Consider the following 17,711-nt stretch of genomic DNA (forward strand, 5'->3'; position numbering starts at 1 on the left):
GATGCCGCAGCCATGTACGAGGGGACGAGGTCTGGGCGTCGCCGCCATGATCACGTTCACGACTGCGACCCCGGTCGTCGAAATTCGCAAGAGACGATGCTCGCCCCCCTTCGGAGGGTCAGCTCGCGGGCCGCACGTCGTTTCGCGAATGATCTTGGCAATCCCAAAGCATGGTCCAGCTCGTCGCCGATCAACGACGCACTCAGCGCGCCCGAAACGATGCCCTCGACGAGGGCCGGCAGCTCGTGGTCGGCGACTGTCGAGCCCCCCGTCGTGTCGCCCGCCAACTCGCTTGGTAGGCGGGAGAATCGGCTGAAGAGGGGTTCCAGCATCTGACGATCGGTCGCGGCAAGCCAGCCGATCAGCCGGCCCACGCCGGTCTGTGCGAACGTGTCGAAGACGAGGTCGACGAGGCCGGCTTCATCGATGTCGCCTGCCCTCAAGGCTCGGACACCGCGCCGGACGTCCTCCAGAAGCTGGCCGATGCCGTCGTCCGCGACGGCTGCCTGCAGGTTGGCCGCGGTGCCGAAATGATGGGTGATGCTTCCGTGCGCCATGCCTAATGCCCCGGCCACGCTCTGAAGCGTGATCGCTGCCGGCCCGAAACGCTCAAGGATATCGCGGGCAGCGCCGACCGCTTCGCTGCGAAGCTCGTCCGGATGACGCCGGCGGCGACGGGGAGGCTCTATTGTCACTGATGACAATATAAGTTAATGCCGTGTCGGTGTCAATGACGATCAGCGGAGACGACGCGGATGCCTAACGATAGCGCCGGCCATACCTGCGCCTTCGATGTGATCGCCTCCGACATCGATCACATGGGCCACGTCAACAATACGGTCTATTTACGCTGGATACAGGAGGCGGTGATCTCCTTTTGGCACCGGATCGCGCCCGGCGATGCGCTGGAGTCGGTTGCCCGGGTCGCGATAAAGCATGAGATCACCTATCGCTGCCCCGCCTTCCTAGATCAGCGCGTTGACTGTCAATCGGCGTCCAAAAGGGACCCCCTACCGGCGTCCAAAAGGGACCCCCTTCGTCGAGCAGCGTACCGGGGATGACGGGCGCACTGTTCGCGCTGGTTGCGGCGTAGGGCGGGCGTAGCCCGACGGGAGGCGCAACCAGCGCGAAGCGTTCTCTGCCGGTGTCCCAGGCGTCAGCTTCGATGTTTGAAGCGCCAGCTGTCGTTGCCGGTTTCGACGATGTCGCAATGGTGGGTAATTCGGTCGAGCAGCGCGGTGGTCATCTTGGGGTCGCCGAAGACGGTGGGCCACTCACCAAAGGCCAGGTTCGTCGTGACGATGACTGAAGTCTGTTCGTAGAGCTTGCTGACGAGGTGGAAGAGCAGCTGACCGCCCGAGCGGGCAAACGGCAGGTAGCCAAGCTCGTCGAGCACCACGAGGTCGAGGCGCGAGAGCTGGGCCGCCAGCGTGCCGGCCTTCCCAAGGCGGGTTTCCTCCTCGAGCCGGTTCACCAGATCAACCGTGTGGAAATAGCGCCCGCGGGCGCCGGCCCGTACCACATTGGCGGTGATGGTGGTGGCGAGGTGCGTCTTGCCGGTGCCCGTCCCACCGACCAGCACGACGTTGCGCCGGCCCGGAAGAAACGAGCCGCTGTACAGCGAGCGTACCGCGTGCCGCTCTACACGGGCGGTGCGATCCCGGCGATCCAGGCGGGTGCGGACGGCGCGGTCGAGGTGGCCCGCGCCAGGCAGGCGGGTGGTCGCGACCTGTCTCGCGTCAGGTTGGTCCGCACCTATTTCGGTCAGCAGGTTGCCGCCCAGCTGACCCGGTCGACGCGCGAGACGCTCGCAGGGTTCGATCGGCATCTGTCGGATGCCGTGAAGCTCGAGCAGAACGGGGTCATTCCCCATGCGCGCGTCCTCCAGGTTCAGGTCGCCCGCGACGCCGCCGAACGCGCCTTCATTCGCGCGCAACTCGAGGAAGCGACTGCTGCCGACGCACTGTCGCGGTTGCTGGACCGACCCGCCGGCGTCGGCGCATCGACGCCGCTGTTCGTCAATTCGCAGCCGCTGCCTCCCGTCGGCACATTCCTGGAGGGCATAGACGCGACGCCCCGGGCCCGCGGCGCCGACGCAGCGCGTGACATCGCCAGCGCGGGGGTCGGCCTGGCGAAATCGCGCTACCGCCCGCAAGCCTTCGCGTTCGGCAGCTACAACGCCAATCGCGACAATGCGCTGCCCACGGACACGCGAAACCGCGACCGCTCTGTCGGCGAGCGCCGTCTATGCCGGTTCGGCGCTTGCCTATTCGGGCGCGACGTTACCGCTGAACGGCGCCAACGCCTTTGCCCACATCTGGAGCAACGTGCTGCCGCTGAACCCAACTCAGTCGCGGCGGGCTGCCCGTCGCGGTCACCACCGAACCGTTGTTCAATCGGACGGGTGGTTACAAGGGCTATGTCTTTCCGGCCGTAGCGGTGATCATCGTTCAGCAGACGCTGCTCTTCGGCGCCGCTAGGGTCAGGACTCGTTGATTACAGCCAGAAGATGACGGTGGCAGCGAGGGCGATGGCGGAGAAGAAGACGGTCGGGCAGCGGTCGTAGCGGGTTGCGACGCGGCGCCAGTCCTTGAGGCGGCCGAACATGATCTCGATGCGGCTACGTCGCCGATAGCGGCGCTTGTCGTACCTGACCGGCTCGTTGCGGGACCGCCGCCCTGGGATGCAGGGTTGGATGCCCTTGGCCTGGAGCGCATCCCTGAACCAGTCGGCGTCGTAGCCGCGGTCACCTAGCAGCCACTGAGCCTTCGGCAGGTCGTCCAGCAACGCGGCCGCACCGGTGTAGTCGCTGACCTGCCCGGCGGTCATAAAGAAGCTCAAGGGGCGTCCGTTCGCATCGGCTACGGCATGGAGCTTGGTGTTCATGCCGCCCTTGGTGCGGCCTATCAGGCGGCCAAGGCCCCCCTTTTTACCCGCAGGCTCGATGCCGTGCGGTGCGCCTTCAGGTAGGTGGCGTCGATCATAACCGTCTTCGGCTCGGCGCCTGCCGCCGCCAGCCCTTCCATCATCCGCGTGAACACGCCTGCCTCACCCCAGCGCTTCCACCGGTTGTAGAGCGTCTTGTGCGGCCCATAGGCGCTGGGCGCATCTCGCCAGCGCAGCCCATTGCGGTTGACGAAGACGATGCCGCTCAGAACCCGTCGGTCGTCCACCCGCGGCCGGCCGTGGCTCTTGGGAAAGAACGGCCGCAGCCGCTCAATCTGCTCATCCGTCAGCCAAAACAGGTCACTCATTCCGGTCTCCTCGCGGAGCCTGAATCAGATCGTGACGCTCACATCAATGGGTCCTGACCCTACCTTCATGGGCGGACGACGCCGCTCCGGCGCATGGCGGATGGGTGTCGCGGAGTTCTGGGGAACGCTGGCGGCGTTCACGTCGGTAGGCATCCTGGGATGCTATTTCCTGTTCGGGTTCATCTTCTGGCTCCAGGCTGTGCCCGTCGATGGCGACATTACCGGCATGATGGTGATGGTCCCTGTCTTCGCCACGGCGGTTGCTGCCCTAGGGCTGCTCATCGGCAGCGTGTTCGATTGCGCCGAGCGGGCAACCTACATCCTTGGCACCGACCTCGGTGCCGTTCTTCTTCCTCACCGGGACCGCCTATCCGCTCGATCAAATGCCGGGCTTCGTCGCCGCCCTCTCTCACTTGATCCCGGCCACCGCCGGCGTCCACACGTTCGTCCCGTTGAACCAGATGCATGCGCGCCTGAGCGAGGTCACGATCCCCGCCTTGACCCTTGCAAGCCTCGCCCTCGGCTATGCCATGCTGGCGTATTCGCGCCTCGTCGGCTTCGGCGCGATGGTCGGGACGTCCGCCACCGAGGCCTGAATGGAGGGCAATCCTCGCCAAGGAGCGCAAGCTCCACCGTTTCCGCGGCTGTAGTGTATCGCGCACTCATTCTAGCCGCTCGTAGTGGCTGCGACCTCGCTTCGCATGGCCACGAGACTTCGTGTCGCTGATCGCTGCCACCTGCATCGATAGTTGCCTCACGTAGAGACCTGGTCGAGTCAGCAAGAAAGGGAACCATTCGGTTCCCCTAGGTGTTGTTGGTGGGTAATTGCCGGGAAATGGCTGGGCCAAGCGGCGCCGCGACCGGCGTCGGGACATGGGCAACAGACGAGGTCAGGCTTTGAAAGCACCGCTTCTCTATTCGTCCGACATCGAGACGATCGCCGAGGATGAAGATCGCCTGACGGCCGAGATCGTCGAGCAGATGGCGGCCGGGAACCGCTGCGCTTTCGAGCATCACCGCCATGCGATCCGCGACGCGCATGCCAAGTCCCATGCTGTCCTGAGGGGCACGTTGACGGTTCACGACGATCTGGCGCCGGAACTGCGGCAGGGCATCTTCGGACACCCATGCACCTACGGCGTGGTCGCACGGCTGTCCTCGGCGCCCAGCGACATTCATTCGGACGCGATCCCTGCGCCGCGAGGATTCGCGATCAAGGTAATCGGCGTCGAAGGAGAGCGGTTGTCGCCCGATATCGGGGGCGCCAACCAGGATTTCCTGATGGTGAACTTTCCCGTCCTCGCCTTTGGCACCATCGCCAAATACAAGCTGATGCTGAGCCTTCTTGAGGCGAATGCGCATGCGCCCGACACCTTCCAGCGGCTGATCGCAGGCACTGCGCGGGGTGCCAAGAAGACAGTGGAGGCGTTGGGGATGACGCCCGGGGCGACGCTCGAAGGTTTGGCGCGCGACAACCATCATCCGCTCGGCGAGAGCTACCATACGCAAGGTGCTATCCGCTTCGGTGACCATGTCGCCAAGCTGGCTCTGTCCCCAGCTTCCGATAACGTCCGGGCCTTGACGGGACAGCCGGTGGGCAAGGCGGATTTCTCCACGATGCGGGATGTTATGGTGGAGCATTTCGCCGGCCAGGGCGCGGAATATGCCCTGTCGGCGCAACTCTGCACCGATCTGGCGGAGATGCCGGTCGAGGATGCGGCGGTACGCTGGGACGAGAAGGTGTCGCCGCATCGCCCGATCGCGACGCTGCGGTTCGCAGCGCAGGACGCCTACGCCCCGGCACGCCAGGTGTATGGCGACGACGTCCTGTCTTTCAATCCATGGAACGGCGTAGAGGCGCACCGCCCACTCGGCCAGATCATGCGCATCCGCCGGGCGGCTTACGAACGCTCCACCAGCTACCGCCATCGGATGAACGCGCGCCCCCGGATCGAGCCTGACCGGCTCGATGACATTCCCGATTGAACAAGCAGGAGGTCGTGATGACCACAGACAACAAGGACCCGCGCCTCGCGGATGAGAGCAAGCTTCAGGAAATCCGTCGCCGGGTGGAGGAAGTCGCCGCCGATGCACCCCACCTCGCCAAGATCGCGCTCGAGGCGATGATCCGCAAACATAATCCGGACCTGAAGGGCAGCGCCCGGTCGGCGGGCCGCGCCGGCAAGCAATCCGGCAACGTGTCCGAACTCACCGCCATCGCGACGCTCAAGCCGGGCGGCGCAGAGCGCCTGCGGCGGATCTTCGATCTCACCGCCGGCAACATGGACGGGGCCCAGCGCGTCTCCACCCTGCACGACATGCGCTTCGTCTTTTTCGACGATGATACGCGCATCCTGTTCGCGACCGCCTACGACGGCGACTGGGATGCCTACATCAATGACTTTGCGACCAAGATCCCCGAGCTCATGGACCTTCTGTTCGCCAACGTCGAAGGCTGGCCGGGGATCGACAGCCCCAAGGTGAAGGATTTCATCGCCGACCACCAGATCGACGCTGCCGGCTGGTTCGTTGCCAATCCGCAGGTGACGGTGGTCGACGTACGCCGTTTCCAGCGAATGGAGAAGGCGCTCAACGCGTTCCTCGATGCAGAGGCCGCCAACATGGGCATCGACCCGACGACCAAGGCGGCGCTCGGCCAACTTACCGACGCCATCTCCAAGCCGGAAGGGGTGGATTACTGACATGAGCGTTCTGGCGGACCTGAGGGCGCGCTTCAGCCGGGAGCGGGTCAAGCTGCAGCTCGACGACATCCAGGCCCTGATCCTGCGATCGCGGCCCGAGCCCTATGTCGGCTTGCACGCGATGCTGCACGTCGATGAGGCGGAAGGCGGTCGCGACCTCGTCCGCCGACTCGCGCCGCATATCCCCGCGGCCGACGATTGGACGGACGACATGGACGCTTGGACCGGCGTCGCGATCAGCCATGCCGGCCTGAAGGCGCTGGGCGTGCCAGAGGCATCGCTGAAGAGCTTTCCCCTCCCGTTTCAAAAGGGCATGGCCGCCCGAGCCGAGCAACTGCGCGACTTCGGCGAGAATGCACCCGACCGGTGGGAAGATGCCTTTCGGCCCGGCACCTGCCATATCGCGCTGACGATCTATGCCCGCGACGAAGACGCGCTTGAAAAGGCGATCAAAGTTGCCATGACCGAGTTGGAAGCCTCGCATGGTGTCACGCTCGTCGGCACGCACAGCTTCGGGGCGGATGCCGATGCCAAGAACCCTTTCGGATTTCGCGACTCCATCTCGCAGCCGACAGTGGCGGGCGGCGGGGTGGACCCGCGGGGCGACGAGCGCGCGATCGCGGCGGGCGAGTTCATCCTGGGCGAAAACAGCGAGACCGGCGCGCCAGTCGCAATGCCCGAACCGGCCCCGCTCGGTCGCAACGGATCGTTCGTGGTCCTGCGCAAATATCAGAGCGCGGTTGGCGCCTTCAACGATTTCATCCGCGCAAACGCCGACAGCGAAGCCGACCAGGAGAAGCTGGCGGCCAAGATGTTCGGCCGCTGGCGCAGCGGCGCGCCGCTGATCCTGGCACCGGATCATGACGACGAGGCGCTGGGGGCGGATCGATCACGCAACAACGACTTTAATTTCGCGGAAGATCCCAAGGGACTGGTCTGTCCGCATTCAGCGCACATGCGCCGTCTGAACCCGCGCGACAGCCAGTTGACGATCCTGACCGACGTCAACATTCACCGCATCATCCGGCGCTCTTCCACCTTCGGCCCCAAGTGGACTCCGGACGTGACGGCGGCCGACGATGCGAAAGACGATCGCGGCATCTTCTTCATCTTCATCAGCGCGCGGGCGTACGATACGATCGAGTTCCTCCAGCAGGAATGGATCAACCGGGGCAACTTCATCGATCTTGGCACCGAAAAGGACCCGATCGTCGCGCTGCACGAGGAGCCCGGGACCTTCACCATTCCGCAGGAGCCGGCGCGAAAGCGCGTCAACGGCGTGACCACCTTCAACCGTCTGATGGGCGGCGAATATCTCTTCATGCCGTCGCTGACGGCGCTCCGGTGGATCGGTGAAGCAGGCTGGCACTGATCCGTCCAGCGGGCCTGAGGGGCGCTCGCAATACCGTTCGCATCGGCATGCCATCACCGTTTCGGCGGACGCGATCGACGAACTGGGCCACGTCAACAATGCTGTGTACCTGCAGTGGGTGCAGCAGGCGATAACCGCGTACTGGCGCGCGGTGGCGAGGAAGGAAGATGTCGACCGGCTTCGCTGGATCGTCGCTAGTCACGAGATCTTCTATCGAAAACCGGCCTATCACCGCGATAGTCTCATCGCGACGGTTCAGATTACCAAGCACACAGCGTCGCGAGCATGGTTCTCGACGCATATCGGCAGGGACGGCGAGACGGTCGCCGAGGTGCACTCGACGTTATGCTGTCTCGACGCGAGCTCGGGTCAACTCGTCCGCATCACTCCGGACCTTGCGCAGCCGTTCTGCCTGTAACACGCCGGGCCTATGAGGGGCGGTTAACCCTGGCGAGCAGCTTGGGTCGGATGGTGCGGCGCAGCCCGCGAGCAAGCTGCGCCACGGCCGATCATGCTCAGCCTCTGGGCATCGTCGGAACGGCTCGAGCGGTCGTCGCCGACGCTGACCGGGACCGATCAAAGCTCGGAGCGATGTAAGGAAGAGCCGCGATGGTCGGTGAAAAGAGAATGCCGAAAAGCCAACGCGGTCGGATAGGCCGGCCGAGTGCCAAAGAGGCGGCCAGTCTGGAAGACCGGATCCTGGCCGCCACTTGGGACTTGCTGCTCGCAAAGGGTGCCCGCGAACTCTCGGTCGAACGGATCGCACGTGCGGCTGCTGTCAGCAAGAAGACGATCTACACACGCTTTCATGGCCGCAGTGATCTCTTGATGCGCCTTCTGCGGCGCAAGCTTGAACTGGAAGAAAGCGGACTTCATGAGGACGTGGATGCGGAAGACTTTCGCGATGCATTCTGCAGCGTCGGGAGGCGTATCCTGGCCTTCTTGATCAGCGCGGAGCGTCAGGCGATCGCAGCGGTGCTGGCGGAACTACCGGACGCGCGGCATGATGCCTGGACCTCTACCTATGCTGTCGGTCTGCGCGCAATTGATGCCTTGCTAGCACATCCGGGAGCCGCGATCGCGCTAGCGAATCTCGATCTTGCGACGTTCCGTCATGCTTTGTTGCAATGTCTGATCGGTCGGGCGGAGAACATGCTGCGTGCTCCTGAGTCAGATCAGCCTATCAGCGAGGATTGGATGAAGGCCTTGGCAAAGCTCTTCATACGGCATGATTCGTAACCGCGGTGGTGACTGCCATAGCCAATAGCCTTGGCAGGGTAGAACGGCCTCGCCGCATCGCTCGTCTCCATCTGACGAGCTAACCTACAAATGGCATGATTTCCGGGGAGCAGGTCATCAGGCTTGAACGCACCCAGATTCTTGAGGTGAACCGAACCCAGCACCGAAACCTGCGTCTTCTCCCCGGCCACCTTGGACTTCCAGGCACGCGGATCAAATGCCGGGTCTCGCGCGATAGCTGCACTTCCCAGCGAAAGGCAGACCAATCCCATTATAAGTGCGCGCATCTGTAGCCCCCCTGTGCCCCGCGACCAGTGGCACGTTCTGATCGCCAAACACCAGTCGTTATGCCGAATTAGTGATTTCCGCTGCGACGCCTTCCCGATTGGGAAGGTCGGCCGGGAGGACGGTACGCCTATCAGCGCGCAGTTGACCGCCCGGGGCCATTTTCCCGAAATATGTTCCCGATTGCCTTTTCCCAAAATGCTGCCTCGGACCTGGAGTTTCGGGAAAGGCCGACCGCCTGAAACCGGGCGTGACCGAGCCCGCTGCTGGCGCAGCGGGTCCGGGGTCAGGAGCCGGGAGGTGATCGCATCAGCGGGGGCAACGCTGCGCTGTTTGGATGGCTCCACGCTGCCCCCGCTGCTACCAGACGGTGTCGTTTCTATGTGGCGAAGAATATGTCTTCTCTAACTCACAGGAACATACGTTTGTGCTTGCAGACCGTTTACCAGAACTCTCGACCGCCGCGTATTTCACGCCAGGCATTATCCCACTTCACTCCGGCCTCGCTGCTGACCGGTCGAGATCCAGGCTCAAAGCCAGTCATGGCGTCATCAATGTGCTGCGATGGCGTACCTGTATTGAACGGTGCGATCCGACGCCGTCGAAGATGCCAGACATAGGCCTTCTCGTGCTCGCTTGCCGGCTCGGCCCTCCCCCAAGCCACGTCCTGAAATTGGCGCTGTGCAGCGCTCCTGGGGCGCCGCTCGCGCAGTCGCAGCGCTTCGTAAAAGCCTAAATGCGTCGCCAGTAGCTCCTCGTACCGAGCAGCGACGCTAGGATCCTCTACTGCCTCCTTCGCCGTCATCGCGCTTCCTGCAACGTCGGAGAGAACAAACACGGAAAGCCGCTCGCTTAGTTCAATGCGGTCTGCTACGCTTTGCAAGCGTAAATCGCGCCTGGTTAAGCCGATCGGTGCAGGAGGAGCGGCCATGTTGAACCACGATACTGGTCAGATGGACTGGGATGCCGGCCGGGCTCAAGGGCCAGCATTCCCCGCCTCGTCCTTCTCGGTCAATCCGGACAATCTTTTCGACCCCTCGACCCCCCGCGGCAGAGAGTTGCTCGACGAGGTTTACCCATCCAGCACCGCTGATGTGAAAAACGAGGTGTCGCCGCACGCACGTTGGATCGTTGCTGCCGTGCTGATCGTCATGTTCATCGGCCTATTCCTTATTCCCGGGCATTCCTAAGCTGGAACCGCTTGGGGTCGACTGGCCTGCCATCTTTCCAAAGCTCGTAATGAAGGTGCGGGCCGGTCGACTTACCCGTGCTTCCCACCCGGCCAAGAACTGAGCCCGCCTCAACGTTACTACCTACCGGAAATGCCGACCGGTCCTGCATGTGGAAGTATTTGCTTTGCGATCCGTCGCCATGCTGCAGCACTAGGTAGTTCCCAGCACCGCCTCCTTGAAAGTCATTCTTCACCACTCGGCCGGACGCTGGCGCACGGATTTCAGTGCCCAGTGCTGCCGCGATATCGACGCCGCGGTGATGATGCCCCGGTTGCCCGGTCACCGGGTCTATGCGGCCCCCCATGTTAGAGCTCAATCGTCCGGAGATCGGCAGCGTTGCCCGCTCTCCCTGCGGTAGCTCGTAAACGTGGCTTGTTCCCTGGCCCATGCCCAGCGTGTCGCGCGCCCAATCACGCGCTCCCTCGACGCCGGGGAGAGTCGTCGGGATCCATGCGTCATTCCGCTCCCGAACGTGGTTGCCCAGGCGTCCGGCCGTAACCTTAGCGTCGTCGACCTGGTTTCCAATTTCGAAGGCCTGACGGGTGATGCGTGCCGAGGCGTTCGGGATCGCGTCCGAGACCTCACCCGCGAGATCGTGATCACGTGAGCTCTCGCGGATAGATACATCAGGTCCCTGCGCAGCCACACTAGCAGCCCGATGTCCGCCCCACTGGCGAACACCAGCCGCAGTCGTCGACGCGGGACCATGCAAGGTCCCACGCAGATGCTCCGGAACGCTGACGCCGAGCTCGTCCCGCACCTGTAAGCGTCCGGTCACCTCCGTCGGGCGGGGAAGCAGTCGGCCGGCAGTCTGCCTAATTACAGCCGCGGGAAAGGGCGCTACGATCTCGACGAGGGGAGCTGCGAGTGGTCGATCAGGTGATTGTGCGGCGCACGTTCAAAGTTGATGGACGCGATGCCGAGTGCCGTTTTCTGAGACCGGAAGAGGATGGTGGGAGCTTCTTCTGCCGATATGAGATTGACTGACCTGAGGGCGCCAAGGGTCACAGGGTTAGCCGCGCGGAACATGGACGGGCGGAATGTTGAATGGCTGGACGGGCAAAGCCTCGGAATGCCCATCGCGCGATCCATCCGAGACTGGGATCCCGAGAACGAAATGTGACGCCGGCTAGCAGCCGCCTTCTACCACATCAGGCATTTACGCCGGTGTCGCCTGCGTCCAGTTCCACGGCAGCAACTCGTCAAGCCGGTTGATCGGGTGACCTTGCCCGACGCGGTGGAGCACGTCAGCGAGCCAGTGCTGCGGGTTGACGCCGTTGAGCTTGGCGGTTTCGAGCAGGCTGTACATGGCGGCAGCGCGCTCCCCGCCGCAGTCGGCACCGGCGAACATCCAATTCTTCCTGCCGACGGCGATGCCGCGCAGCGCATTCTCGGCGAGATTGTTGTCGATCTCGAGCCGGCCATCTCCGGTGTAGGCGAGCAGCGCCGGCTTGAGCCGGACCGCATAGCGCAGCGCCTCCGCCAACGGCGTGCGCGCGGACACCTGACCCAGCACATTGTCGGCCCAGGCGAAGAAGTCGAGCGCAGTCAGCTTTGATAGCTTGCGTGCCTTGCGGCGGTCGTCATGCGGGTCCTGCACAATGCCGCGCTCGACCTCGTACAGGTCGCGGATCTTGCGCAGCCCCTCGGCCGCAACCGAGCTTGGGTCGGCCTGGAAGACGTCGTGGAGCTTGCGCCGGGCATGCGCCCAGCAGGCGACGGGTGTGATGGGGCCAGGCTTGCGGTCCGGGTCGTAGAGCCGCTCGAACCCGGCATAGGCATCGGCCTGCAGGAAGCCGGTGAACGCCTTCAGATGCTCGCGCGGGCGTTCGCCCTTGCGGTCGGGGCTGTAGCGGAAGAGAGCAGCCGGCTTGTCGCTCGGCCGCCATCGTCGGTTGTCGCGCAGGTACACCCACAGCCGCCCCGTCGCGGTCTTGCCGGTGCCGGGCGCCAGCACCGGGACGGGCGTGTCGTCGGCGTGGAGCTTGGGACTGGCCATGACGTGGGTAGCAATGCGGTCGACCAGCGGCTGCAGTAGCCAGCTGACCTGGCCCAGCCAGTCGGCCAGCGTCGAGCGGCTGAGGTCCACGCCTTCGCGGGCGTAGATCTGAGACTGACGGTAGAGCGGCAGGTGGTCCGCGAACTTGGACACGACCACGTGCGCCAGCAGTCCCGGTCCGGCACGCCCGCGCGGGACCGGCAGCGCCGGTGCCAATGCCTGGGAGATCGCGTCGCAACGCGTGCAGGCAAGTTTGGGGCGGACGTACCGCAAGACCTGGAAGCGAGCCGGCACATATTCCAGCACCTCGGTCACGTCCTCGCCCAGCGCCGACATGGTGCCGCCGCAGGCGGTGCAGCCGTCCGCCTCCGGTGCGGGGTGGATGACCTCCTGGCGTGGCAGGTGCGCGGGCAGCGGCTCGCGCCGAGGCTTGCGGCCGGGTGCCTGAAGCACCTCGGGCGACACATCACCTGCGACCACGCACGCGGCATGGGCGTGCTCGGCTTCCAGGTCCTCCAGCGTCAGCTCGAGCTGGTCGGCCAGCAGCGTCAGCCGCTCGGACGACTGGCCGAACTTCATGCGGCGCAAGCGCGCGAGTTGGAGCTTGAGCTTCTCGATCTGAAGCGTGGTCAGCTTGACCGCGTTCTTGGCCGCGTCGAGATGTTCGCGGGTGGTCTGATGAGCGGTGCGCTCGGCTTCCAGCGCCTGCTCCGAGGCCACGAGCCGGGCCTGCATGGCGGCGACCAGCGCCCGCACGTCGTCAGGGTTTTCCGGTATGTCTATCCCACCCGGCGACATGGTTCTGTGTACCAGACGGGCGACTCGCGCCCAAGCGCAAACCACGCTTTTCTGCGGTTTTCACACCTACATCTGCACCGGCAGTCTTGGTGCCGGAGGGGCCACGGTGCGGCGCCAGTCCATCGCCTCGATGAGCAGCGCGAACTGCGCCGGCGTCAGCACCACGCCGCCCTCGACCAGCGGTGGCCAGACGAAGCGGTGCCGCTCCAGCCGCTTGGCGAACAGGCACAGGCCGGTGCCGTCCCAGTGCAGCGCCTTGAGGTAGCTGCCGCTCCGGCTGCGGAACAGGAAGACGTGGCCGGCATAGGGCTCGACCGCGAACAGCGGCCGCACCAGCGCCGCCAGCCCGTCGAAGCCCAGCCGCATGCTGACCGGCTTGCTGGCGAGATAAACCTTGGTACCGGGCGCCAGTGAGATCACGACGCTTCCCTCAAGGCCCGCAGGACGCGCGCCAGCGCCTTCTCGTTGACGTAGCTGTCGACCGACAGGCGAACGCCGCTGGCCAAGTCGATGTCGATGCCACCCGGCCGGCCGCCCGGATGCGGGCGGACCAGGTCGTCAGGGGCTGGCGTGGCCTCGCGGGCAGGTGCGGCGCTCTTGCGCTCGACTGGCATTGCGAGCGCCACGACCGGTTCGGGCGGAGCAGCGTCCGCAACCACGCCGTACGGGATGAACTGTAACGGTTCGCTGGCGATGCGCTCCGCCTCTCGGCGCGTCTTACGCCAGCCGTGGATGAGACTGGCCGAGATGCCCAGCCGGCGCGACACGCCGACCACCGTGGCGCCGGGCTCATCACACTGCGCCAGCACCGCCGCGCGCTCCTCGTCCGAATACCGCCGGCGGCGCTCAACCCGCGTGATGACCTCCATGCGCCCCATCCGCACTCTCCTTACGGAGTGCGAAAGGACACTCCGAGAGCCGACCGCCTCGCGCAGCTGCGCCGCGCCAGCAACACGCGTCAGACCGGACGCTTACCAAGGAGGATGTCTCGGACCTGCTCCTGCTCCCGAGTACGCGGCATCACCATGCCGGGCGTCCAGCCAGACTGCGAAAGGTTGTCATCCTGCAGCAACCGCTCTTGCGCGTACGTGACGAACTCCTGGGTCTCGTTACGGCTGAGCGACCAGCCCCTCGAGGAGGCTTCACGAACGTCGTTGCTGACGCGCTGGAACGTCTCCTCCGCGCGAGTCGCCTCGAGCGAAGCCGACCGCGATTCACCAACGCTAACCCCAAGCTTTTGCGAAAGCGATCTTACTTCGCTGTCGCCACTCGAACTTGTCTCACGGAAGAAGTCGTCCCGTGCTGCCTTCGCCTGGGTAGAATTAGTCTCCCTTGTGAGATATTCCTTCATCTCACCGAGGGCTTGATCACCGCTTACTGTTCGGCCGGTATTTTCGGATGCTATCGAGGCAAGCCGCATAGCGAGGCCGCCCTTGGCACTGACGTCAGCAAACTTATTCTTCCAAACCTTAGCAAGTGCTTCAATGCCTGCATTTGCATCGCCAGTAGTTTGAGTGGCGCGCGAAACCAGCTGACTGTCCGCCTCACTCAAGCCAAATCGGCTGGTGAGACCATTCGCCATACCCCTGGATACGTCAGTCATTTTAGCGACGCTATTGTTGAACCCCGAGCCGGTCTCAGTCGAACTCCCGCGACGCCGTTCAGCCGCGCTGAGCAAGTCGGTTGCCGTCGTAGCGGTCGCATTCCAGGACTGCGAAGCCGTGTTACGCAACGAGTCCGTATGAGATTGGCCGTCCGATAGAGCCCTGCTCATCTGGCTATCGAAACCGGCCGTGCGCGTTGGCGTAAACCCGAGGCGCGAGATCCCCTGCGACGTGTCGAAGGCGTTGGACCCGTCCGAGAACCCGTACGTCACGCCGCCATCGGCGTTCGTGAAGGAGCTGACGGCATAGCCCGAGTTGAACTTCGGCTGATCGTCGAACTTGTTGGCTTGCGTGTTGTTAGCCGTGAGATTTTGGAACGACGTGTTCCCGTATGAATAATTGCCTGTCGTCCGCTCGGTTGCGGCCTGCTCCGCGGCGCTTTGAGCGGGCTGCAGCATCGACGTCGCGTGCCCGGCGATTGCCATAGCGCCACGGGCCATCCCGCCGGCAATGAAAGGCACGCTCATCATCAAGAAGCCTGCCAGCGTCGTGATGGACTCGTTCACGCTTGCCATTCCGTCGACCACAAGCAGGCTCGGCCCGGTTGGCGACACGGCGTGGTAGAGGCTTGCTGCCCTGCTCATCACGAACATGTGCAGGATGACGTAGAGCGGCCCCCAGGAGGCGAGATAAAAGAAGCCGGTCGCATAGCCCTTCAGCGTCTGCACGCCGGTGCGGGGGAACAGGAACAGCGGGAAGAGCACCGGGAACATGGCGTAGAAAACGACGGTGAGGACGATCCCAAGGAGCGGCACCCAAGTCATCGCCTGCTGCGCGATGGAGGTGTAGGTGTTCTTCGCCTGAGCGTCAGCGCGCTGCGCCGCATAGGCGTCCCAGCCGGCCTCGGAGAAGCTCTCGCGCGCCGCGAGGAAGGCGTCGATCATCGAGACCTGGCGTAGATAGCTATACGCGTCGCCGCTGGATCCATGCATCTCCTTCGCGACGATCGGCAGATCGTCTTTCAGGCGCTGTGCCGCGATCTCATCAACAACGCCTGGATAGGCGCTCTTGGCGAAGAAGGGGATGTCGTTGTCGTACTCCGCTTTCCACTGGTTGGACATCCGGGTGTAGGCTTCGTTGCACGGGATGATCGAATTTTCCGTCGTGTCGGTGCCGGTTGACGTTATCCAGCGTTGGCTGCGCGCCGGCGACCCCGGCCCGATATCTTCCCAAAATTGGTTGGACTTCGTCAGCTGGTTCATCGATTTGAAGCCCAGCAGCACGTCGTAGAACGTACATTGCTTCAGGTGCTCGTCGATGTTGGCGCGGAATACGCTATTGGTCAGCTCGAAGGTACGCGCCTTGTCCATCAACCGCGCGCCGTAGATCATGCCGTTGGTCGACAGGGCGAGCGCGTTCGGCATGACGAAGACCGTCTCGGCCGACCGAGTCAGCCAGTCACCGGCCTGGCTCGTGAAAGATGCCATGACGCCGAGACCAAGCGGGACGTTGTCGACGACGGCCGGCGCGAGCCCCGGGTTGATCCGGTCGGTGACCTTGATCGTCACCGTCGGCACCATCAGCATCATGTAGATGAGGGTCGACTGCAGGAACCAGTTGAACCAGGCACGCCAGTCCAACGAGAAGGCGACCACGAACAGCGAGTAGGTGAGCCCCATCACCATCACGACCTGGAGCATTGAGCGGTAGCCCCCGCCCCCGCACCACGCCGCGACCGCGTTCAGCACGTTGACGATGAACTCGCCCCCGCCGATCGTGAAGACTTCAAGCGCGCCCATCGTTGTCGCTCCCTGCCCTACTGCTTACCGGAGACCCTGCGAGCTCAGACCGCGTCCGAAGCGAAGCGAGGCAGTCATCTGCGGGCTCATGGTGTTCTTCAGCGTCGATTCCAGGAACTGCGTTTGCTGGATGACACGGTAGGTGTTCTGCACGTCGGCCGACATCTTCGTGCTCCGGCGCGCCAGCTCCGCCTTCACGTTGTCGACTTGCTTGCGCCACGTCTCGAACTCCGTGGTGGAGACGTAGGCGGCACCCTGTTGCGACTGCGAGATGACGTCGAGCATGCGGTCGAGCATCGAGATGAGCATATCGATCGCCACCATCTCGGACAAGGTCGCCTTGTCGCCCGAGCCCAGCCCCATGTGCGCCGCCTCGTTGACCACCAGGATCTTGTAGAGCGGGATCGACGTCATCCCGAGGAGGTTGATCTCGTCGCCGGACAGCGCGGCGTTTGAGCGGATCTTCGCGCTCATGCTATCCATCATCTTCAGCACCCGGGTGCGCAGCGCCACTTCGGTAGGGATGCTGAGCTTGGTCGACGTCGGGCTGATGCACCCCTTTTCATCCGTCGTGTCACACGACCACACATCGGTCGGCGCCGATGCCGTGCCGTCGAGAAGAGCCTGGTACGTGTCCCAGCTTGCCGGAGCGATGAAGCGGAAGCCGCCCATGCTGTCGGCCTTCTTGGTGGAATCGTAGATGATCGTGCCGACCATCGTCATCAGGAACTCGGCATATTCCTTCGACGGCTTGGTCGCGCTTTTCGCGTTCAGCGCATACCAGGTATAATTCTTCGACTGGACCAGCTCGGCAGCGTCGCCGGCCTTGGCGATCGTGTCCTCGCGCTCGCCCTTGTTCGTGCAGCCGTGACGGGCCGACGCGGCATCCGAGAAGAAGCCTTTGGCGCCGCCCACCTGCTGGCAGATGGTGGAGCTAGCGCCGTCCATCTTGGGCCAGATCGATCCGATCGCCTGTTGCGCGGCCTCGCAGCTCGACATGTTGAAGGCGTTGAGCGCCTGAACGCGCTGGCTCATGTCCTTCATCACCCCGCCGATCTGCGCGGAGATGCTGTCGATCGCGAGCTGGAACGCGAAGCCGATTGCGTTGTTCGCTGTCGCCTTCAACGTGGCGACCATCTCGTCGGCGTTGATGAAGCTGAAGCTGCCGGCGAACAGATCTGTCAATCGGCGTCCAAAAAGGACCCCCTATCGGCGTCCAAAAGGGACCCCGTTTGTCGAGCGGTGTGACGGGTATGGCGGGCGTGCCGTTCGCGCTGGTTGCGGCGTAGGGCGGGCGTAGCCCGACCGGAGGCGCAACCAGCGCGAAGCATCTTCTGCCGGTGGTCCCGCGCGTCAGCTGCGGTGCTTGAATCGCCAGCTGTCGTTGCCGGTCTCGACGATGTCGCAGTGGTGGGTAATGCGGTCGA

19 protein-coding genes and 1 pseudogene are annotated in these 17,711 nt (G+C 64.0%); 9 read left to right on the forward strand and 11 right to left on the reverse strand.

The genetic code is table 11. The features are described 5' to 3' along the window. Window positions 1–56: 56 nt before the first annotated feature. A complete protein-coding gene (locus COA17_RS17065; protein ID WP_176484947.1) occupies window positions 57–695 on the reverse strand; it encodes a TetR/AcrR family transcriptional regulator in 639 nt (212 codons plus the stop codon). A 60-nt stretch (window positions 696–755) separates the two neighbouring features. On the opposite strand from COA17_RS17065, the gene COA17_RS17070 reads away from it, so the two are divergent. Then, entirely contained in the window at window positions 756–1,061 is a 306-nt protein-coding gene (locus COA17_RS17070; RefSeq protein ID WP_056433088.1) for an acyl-CoA thioesterase, read from the forward strand. Window positions 1,062–1,156: 95 nt separating this feature from the next. Here the strand turns inward: COA17_RS17070 and istB are convergent. Next, window positions 1,157–1,630: pseudogene (istB, locus tag COA17_RS17075) on the reverse strand (IS21-like element helper ATPase IstB); the annotation flags it as partial. A gap of 3 nt (window positions 1,631–1,633) precedes the next feature. On the opposite strand from istB, the gene COA17_RS17080 reads away from it, so the two are divergent. Further along, window positions 1,634–2,437 carry a TolC family protein gene (locus COA17_RS17080; RefSeq protein ID WP_236696957.1) on the forward strand — a complete coding sequence of 268 codons (804 nt, stop codon included), beginning with the start codon at window positions 1,634–1,636 and terminating at the stop codon, window positions 2,435–2,437. A 59-nt stretch (window positions 2,438–2,496) separates the two neighbouring features. On the opposite strand, the gene COA17_RS17090 is transcribed toward COA17_RS17080, so the two are convergent. Next, window positions 2,497–3,254, reverse strand: a protein-coding gene (locus COA17_RS17090) for an IS5 family transposase (protein WP_096614016.1) whose coding sequence is annotated in 2 segments (ribosomal slippage) — window positions 2,497–2,933 and window positions 2,933–3,254 — 759 coding nt in all. Because the reading frame shifts where the segments join, the coding sequence is not laid out codon by codon here. A gap of 338 nt (window positions 3,255–3,592) precedes the next feature. Here COA17_RS17090 and COA17_RS19960 point away from each other — a divergent pair. The 6 genes from COA17_RS19960 to COA17_RS17120 all read left to right on the forward strand — a co-directional run bounded on the left by COA17_RS19960 (window position 3,593) and on the right by COA17_RS17120 (window position 8,567). Next, window positions 3,593–3,850: a hypothetical protein gene (locus COA17_RS19960; protein ID WP_245857909.1), complete on the forward strand. Its 258-nt coding sequence runs from the start codon at window positions 3,593–3,595 to the stop codon at window positions 3,848–3,850. A 277-nt stretch (window positions 3,851–4,127) separates the two neighbouring features. Next, window positions 4,128–5,240: a catalase family protein gene (locus COA17_RS17100; protein ID WP_176484948.1), complete on the forward strand. Its 1,113-nt coding sequence runs from the start codon at window positions 4,128–4,130 to the stop codon at window positions 5,238–5,240. A gap of 17 nt (window positions 5,241–5,257) precedes the next feature. Beyond that, window positions 5,258–5,956: a hypothetical protein gene (locus COA17_RS17105; RefSeq protein ID WP_096614026.1), complete on the forward strand. Its 699-nt coding sequence runs from the start codon at window positions 5,258–5,260 to the stop codon at window positions 5,954–5,956. A 1-nt stretch (window position 5,957) separates the two neighbouring features. Next, on the forward strand, window positions 5,958–7,328 hold the full coding sequence (locus COA17_RS17110) for a Dyp-type peroxidase (protein ID WP_056433092.1): 1,371 nt from the start codon (window positions 5,958–5,960) through the stop codon (window positions 7,326–7,328). After that, window positions 7,309–7,746 carry an acyl-CoA thioesterase gene (locus COA17_RS17115; RefSeq protein ID WP_056433095.1) on the forward strand — a complete coding sequence of 146 codons (438 nt, stop codon included), beginning with the start codon at window positions 7,309–7,311 and terminating at the stop codon, window positions 7,744–7,746. The genes COA17_RS17110 and COA17_RS17115 overlap by 20 nt, the downstream gene beginning before the upstream one ends. Window positions 7,747–7,937: 191 nt before the next feature. Further along, window positions 7,938–8,567: a TetR/AcrR family transcriptional regulator gene (locus COA17_RS17120; protein ID WP_082442114.1), complete on the forward strand. Its 630-nt coding sequence runs from the start codon at window positions 7,938–7,940 to the stop codon at window positions 8,565–8,567. Window positions 8,568–9,294: 727 nt separating this feature from the next. On the opposite strand, the gene COA17_RS17125 is transcribed toward COA17_RS17120, so the two are convergent. Continuing rightward, window positions 9,295–9,783, reverse strand: coding sequence for a hypothetical protein (locus COA17_RS17125; protein ID WP_236696960.1), 489 nt, complete (start codon window positions 9,781–9,783; stop codon window positions 9,295–9,297). Here COA17_RS17125 and COA17_RS17130 point away from each other — a divergent pair. Further along, entirely contained in the window at window positions 9,782–10,042 is a 261-nt protein-coding gene (locus COA17_RS17130; protein ID WP_056433121.1) for a hypothetical protein, read from the forward strand. The genes COA17_RS17125 and COA17_RS17130 overlap by 2 nt on opposite strands. Here the strand turns inward: COA17_RS17130 and COA17_RS17135 are convergent. The 7 genes from COA17_RS17135 to COA17_RS20195 form a co-directional block, all read right to left on the reverse strand. Beyond that, on the reverse strand, window positions 10,023–10,730 hold the full coding sequence (locus COA17_RS17135; RefSeq protein ID WP_245857911.1) for a M23 family metallopeptidase: 708 nt from the start codon (window positions 10,728–10,730) through the stop codon (window positions 10,023–10,025). The genes COA17_RS17130 and COA17_RS17135 overlap by 20 nt on opposite strands. Window positions 10,731–11,243: 513 nt before the next feature. Then, window positions 11,244–12,881 carry an IS66 family transposase gene (gene tnpC / locus COA17_RS17140; RefSeq protein ID WP_096614018.1) on the reverse strand — a complete coding sequence of 546 codons (1,638 nt, stop codon included), beginning with the start codon at window positions 12,879–12,881 and terminating at the stop codon, window positions 11,244–11,246. A 66-nt stretch (window positions 12,882–12,947) separates the two neighbouring features. Beyond that, complete coding sequence (gene tnpB / locus COA17_RS17145; RefSeq protein WP_066760231.1) at window positions 12,948–13,301, reverse strand: IS66 family insertion sequence element accessory protein TnpB; 354 nt, start codon at window positions 13,299–13,301, stop codon at window positions 12,948–12,950. After that, window positions 13,298–13,750: an IS66-like element accessory protein TnpA gene (gene tnpA / locus COA17_RS17150; protein WP_231729992.1), complete on the reverse strand. Its 453-nt coding sequence runs from the start codon at window positions 13,748–13,750 to the stop codon at window positions 13,298–13,300. Before tnpA ends, tnpB begins: the two co-directional genes overlap by 4 nt. An 89-nt stretch (window positions 13,751–13,839) precedes the next feature. After that, the gene (locus tag COA17_RS17155; RefSeq protein WP_245857912.1) at window positions 13,840–16,284 is read right to left on the reverse strand and encodes a conjugal transfer protein TraG N-terminal domain-containing protein; all 2,445 of its coding nucleotides are present in this window, start codon (window positions 16,282–16,284) and stop codon (window positions 13,840–13,842) included. A 24-nt stretch (window positions 16,285–16,308) separates the two neighbouring features. Next, window positions 16,309–17,469 (reverse strand): conjugal transfer protein TraH, encoded by a 1,161-nt coding sequence (locus COA17_RS17160; RefSeq protein ID WP_245857914.1) that lies wholly within the window; start codon window positions 17,467–17,469, stop codon window positions 16,309–16,311. A 168-nt stretch (window positions 17,470–17,637) separates the two neighbouring features. Then, window positions 17,638–17,711, reverse strand: a 74-nt coding sequence (locus COA17_RS20195) for an ATP-binding protein (protein WP_217991017.1), incomplete at its 5' end; no start/stop codon positions are given.

It is taken from the genome of Sphingomonas ginsenosidimutans (genome assembly GCF_002374835.1).
Lineage (GTDB): Bacteria > Pseudomonadota > Alphaproteobacteria > Sphingomonadales > Sphingomonadaceae > Sphingomonas > Sphingomonas ginsenosidimutans.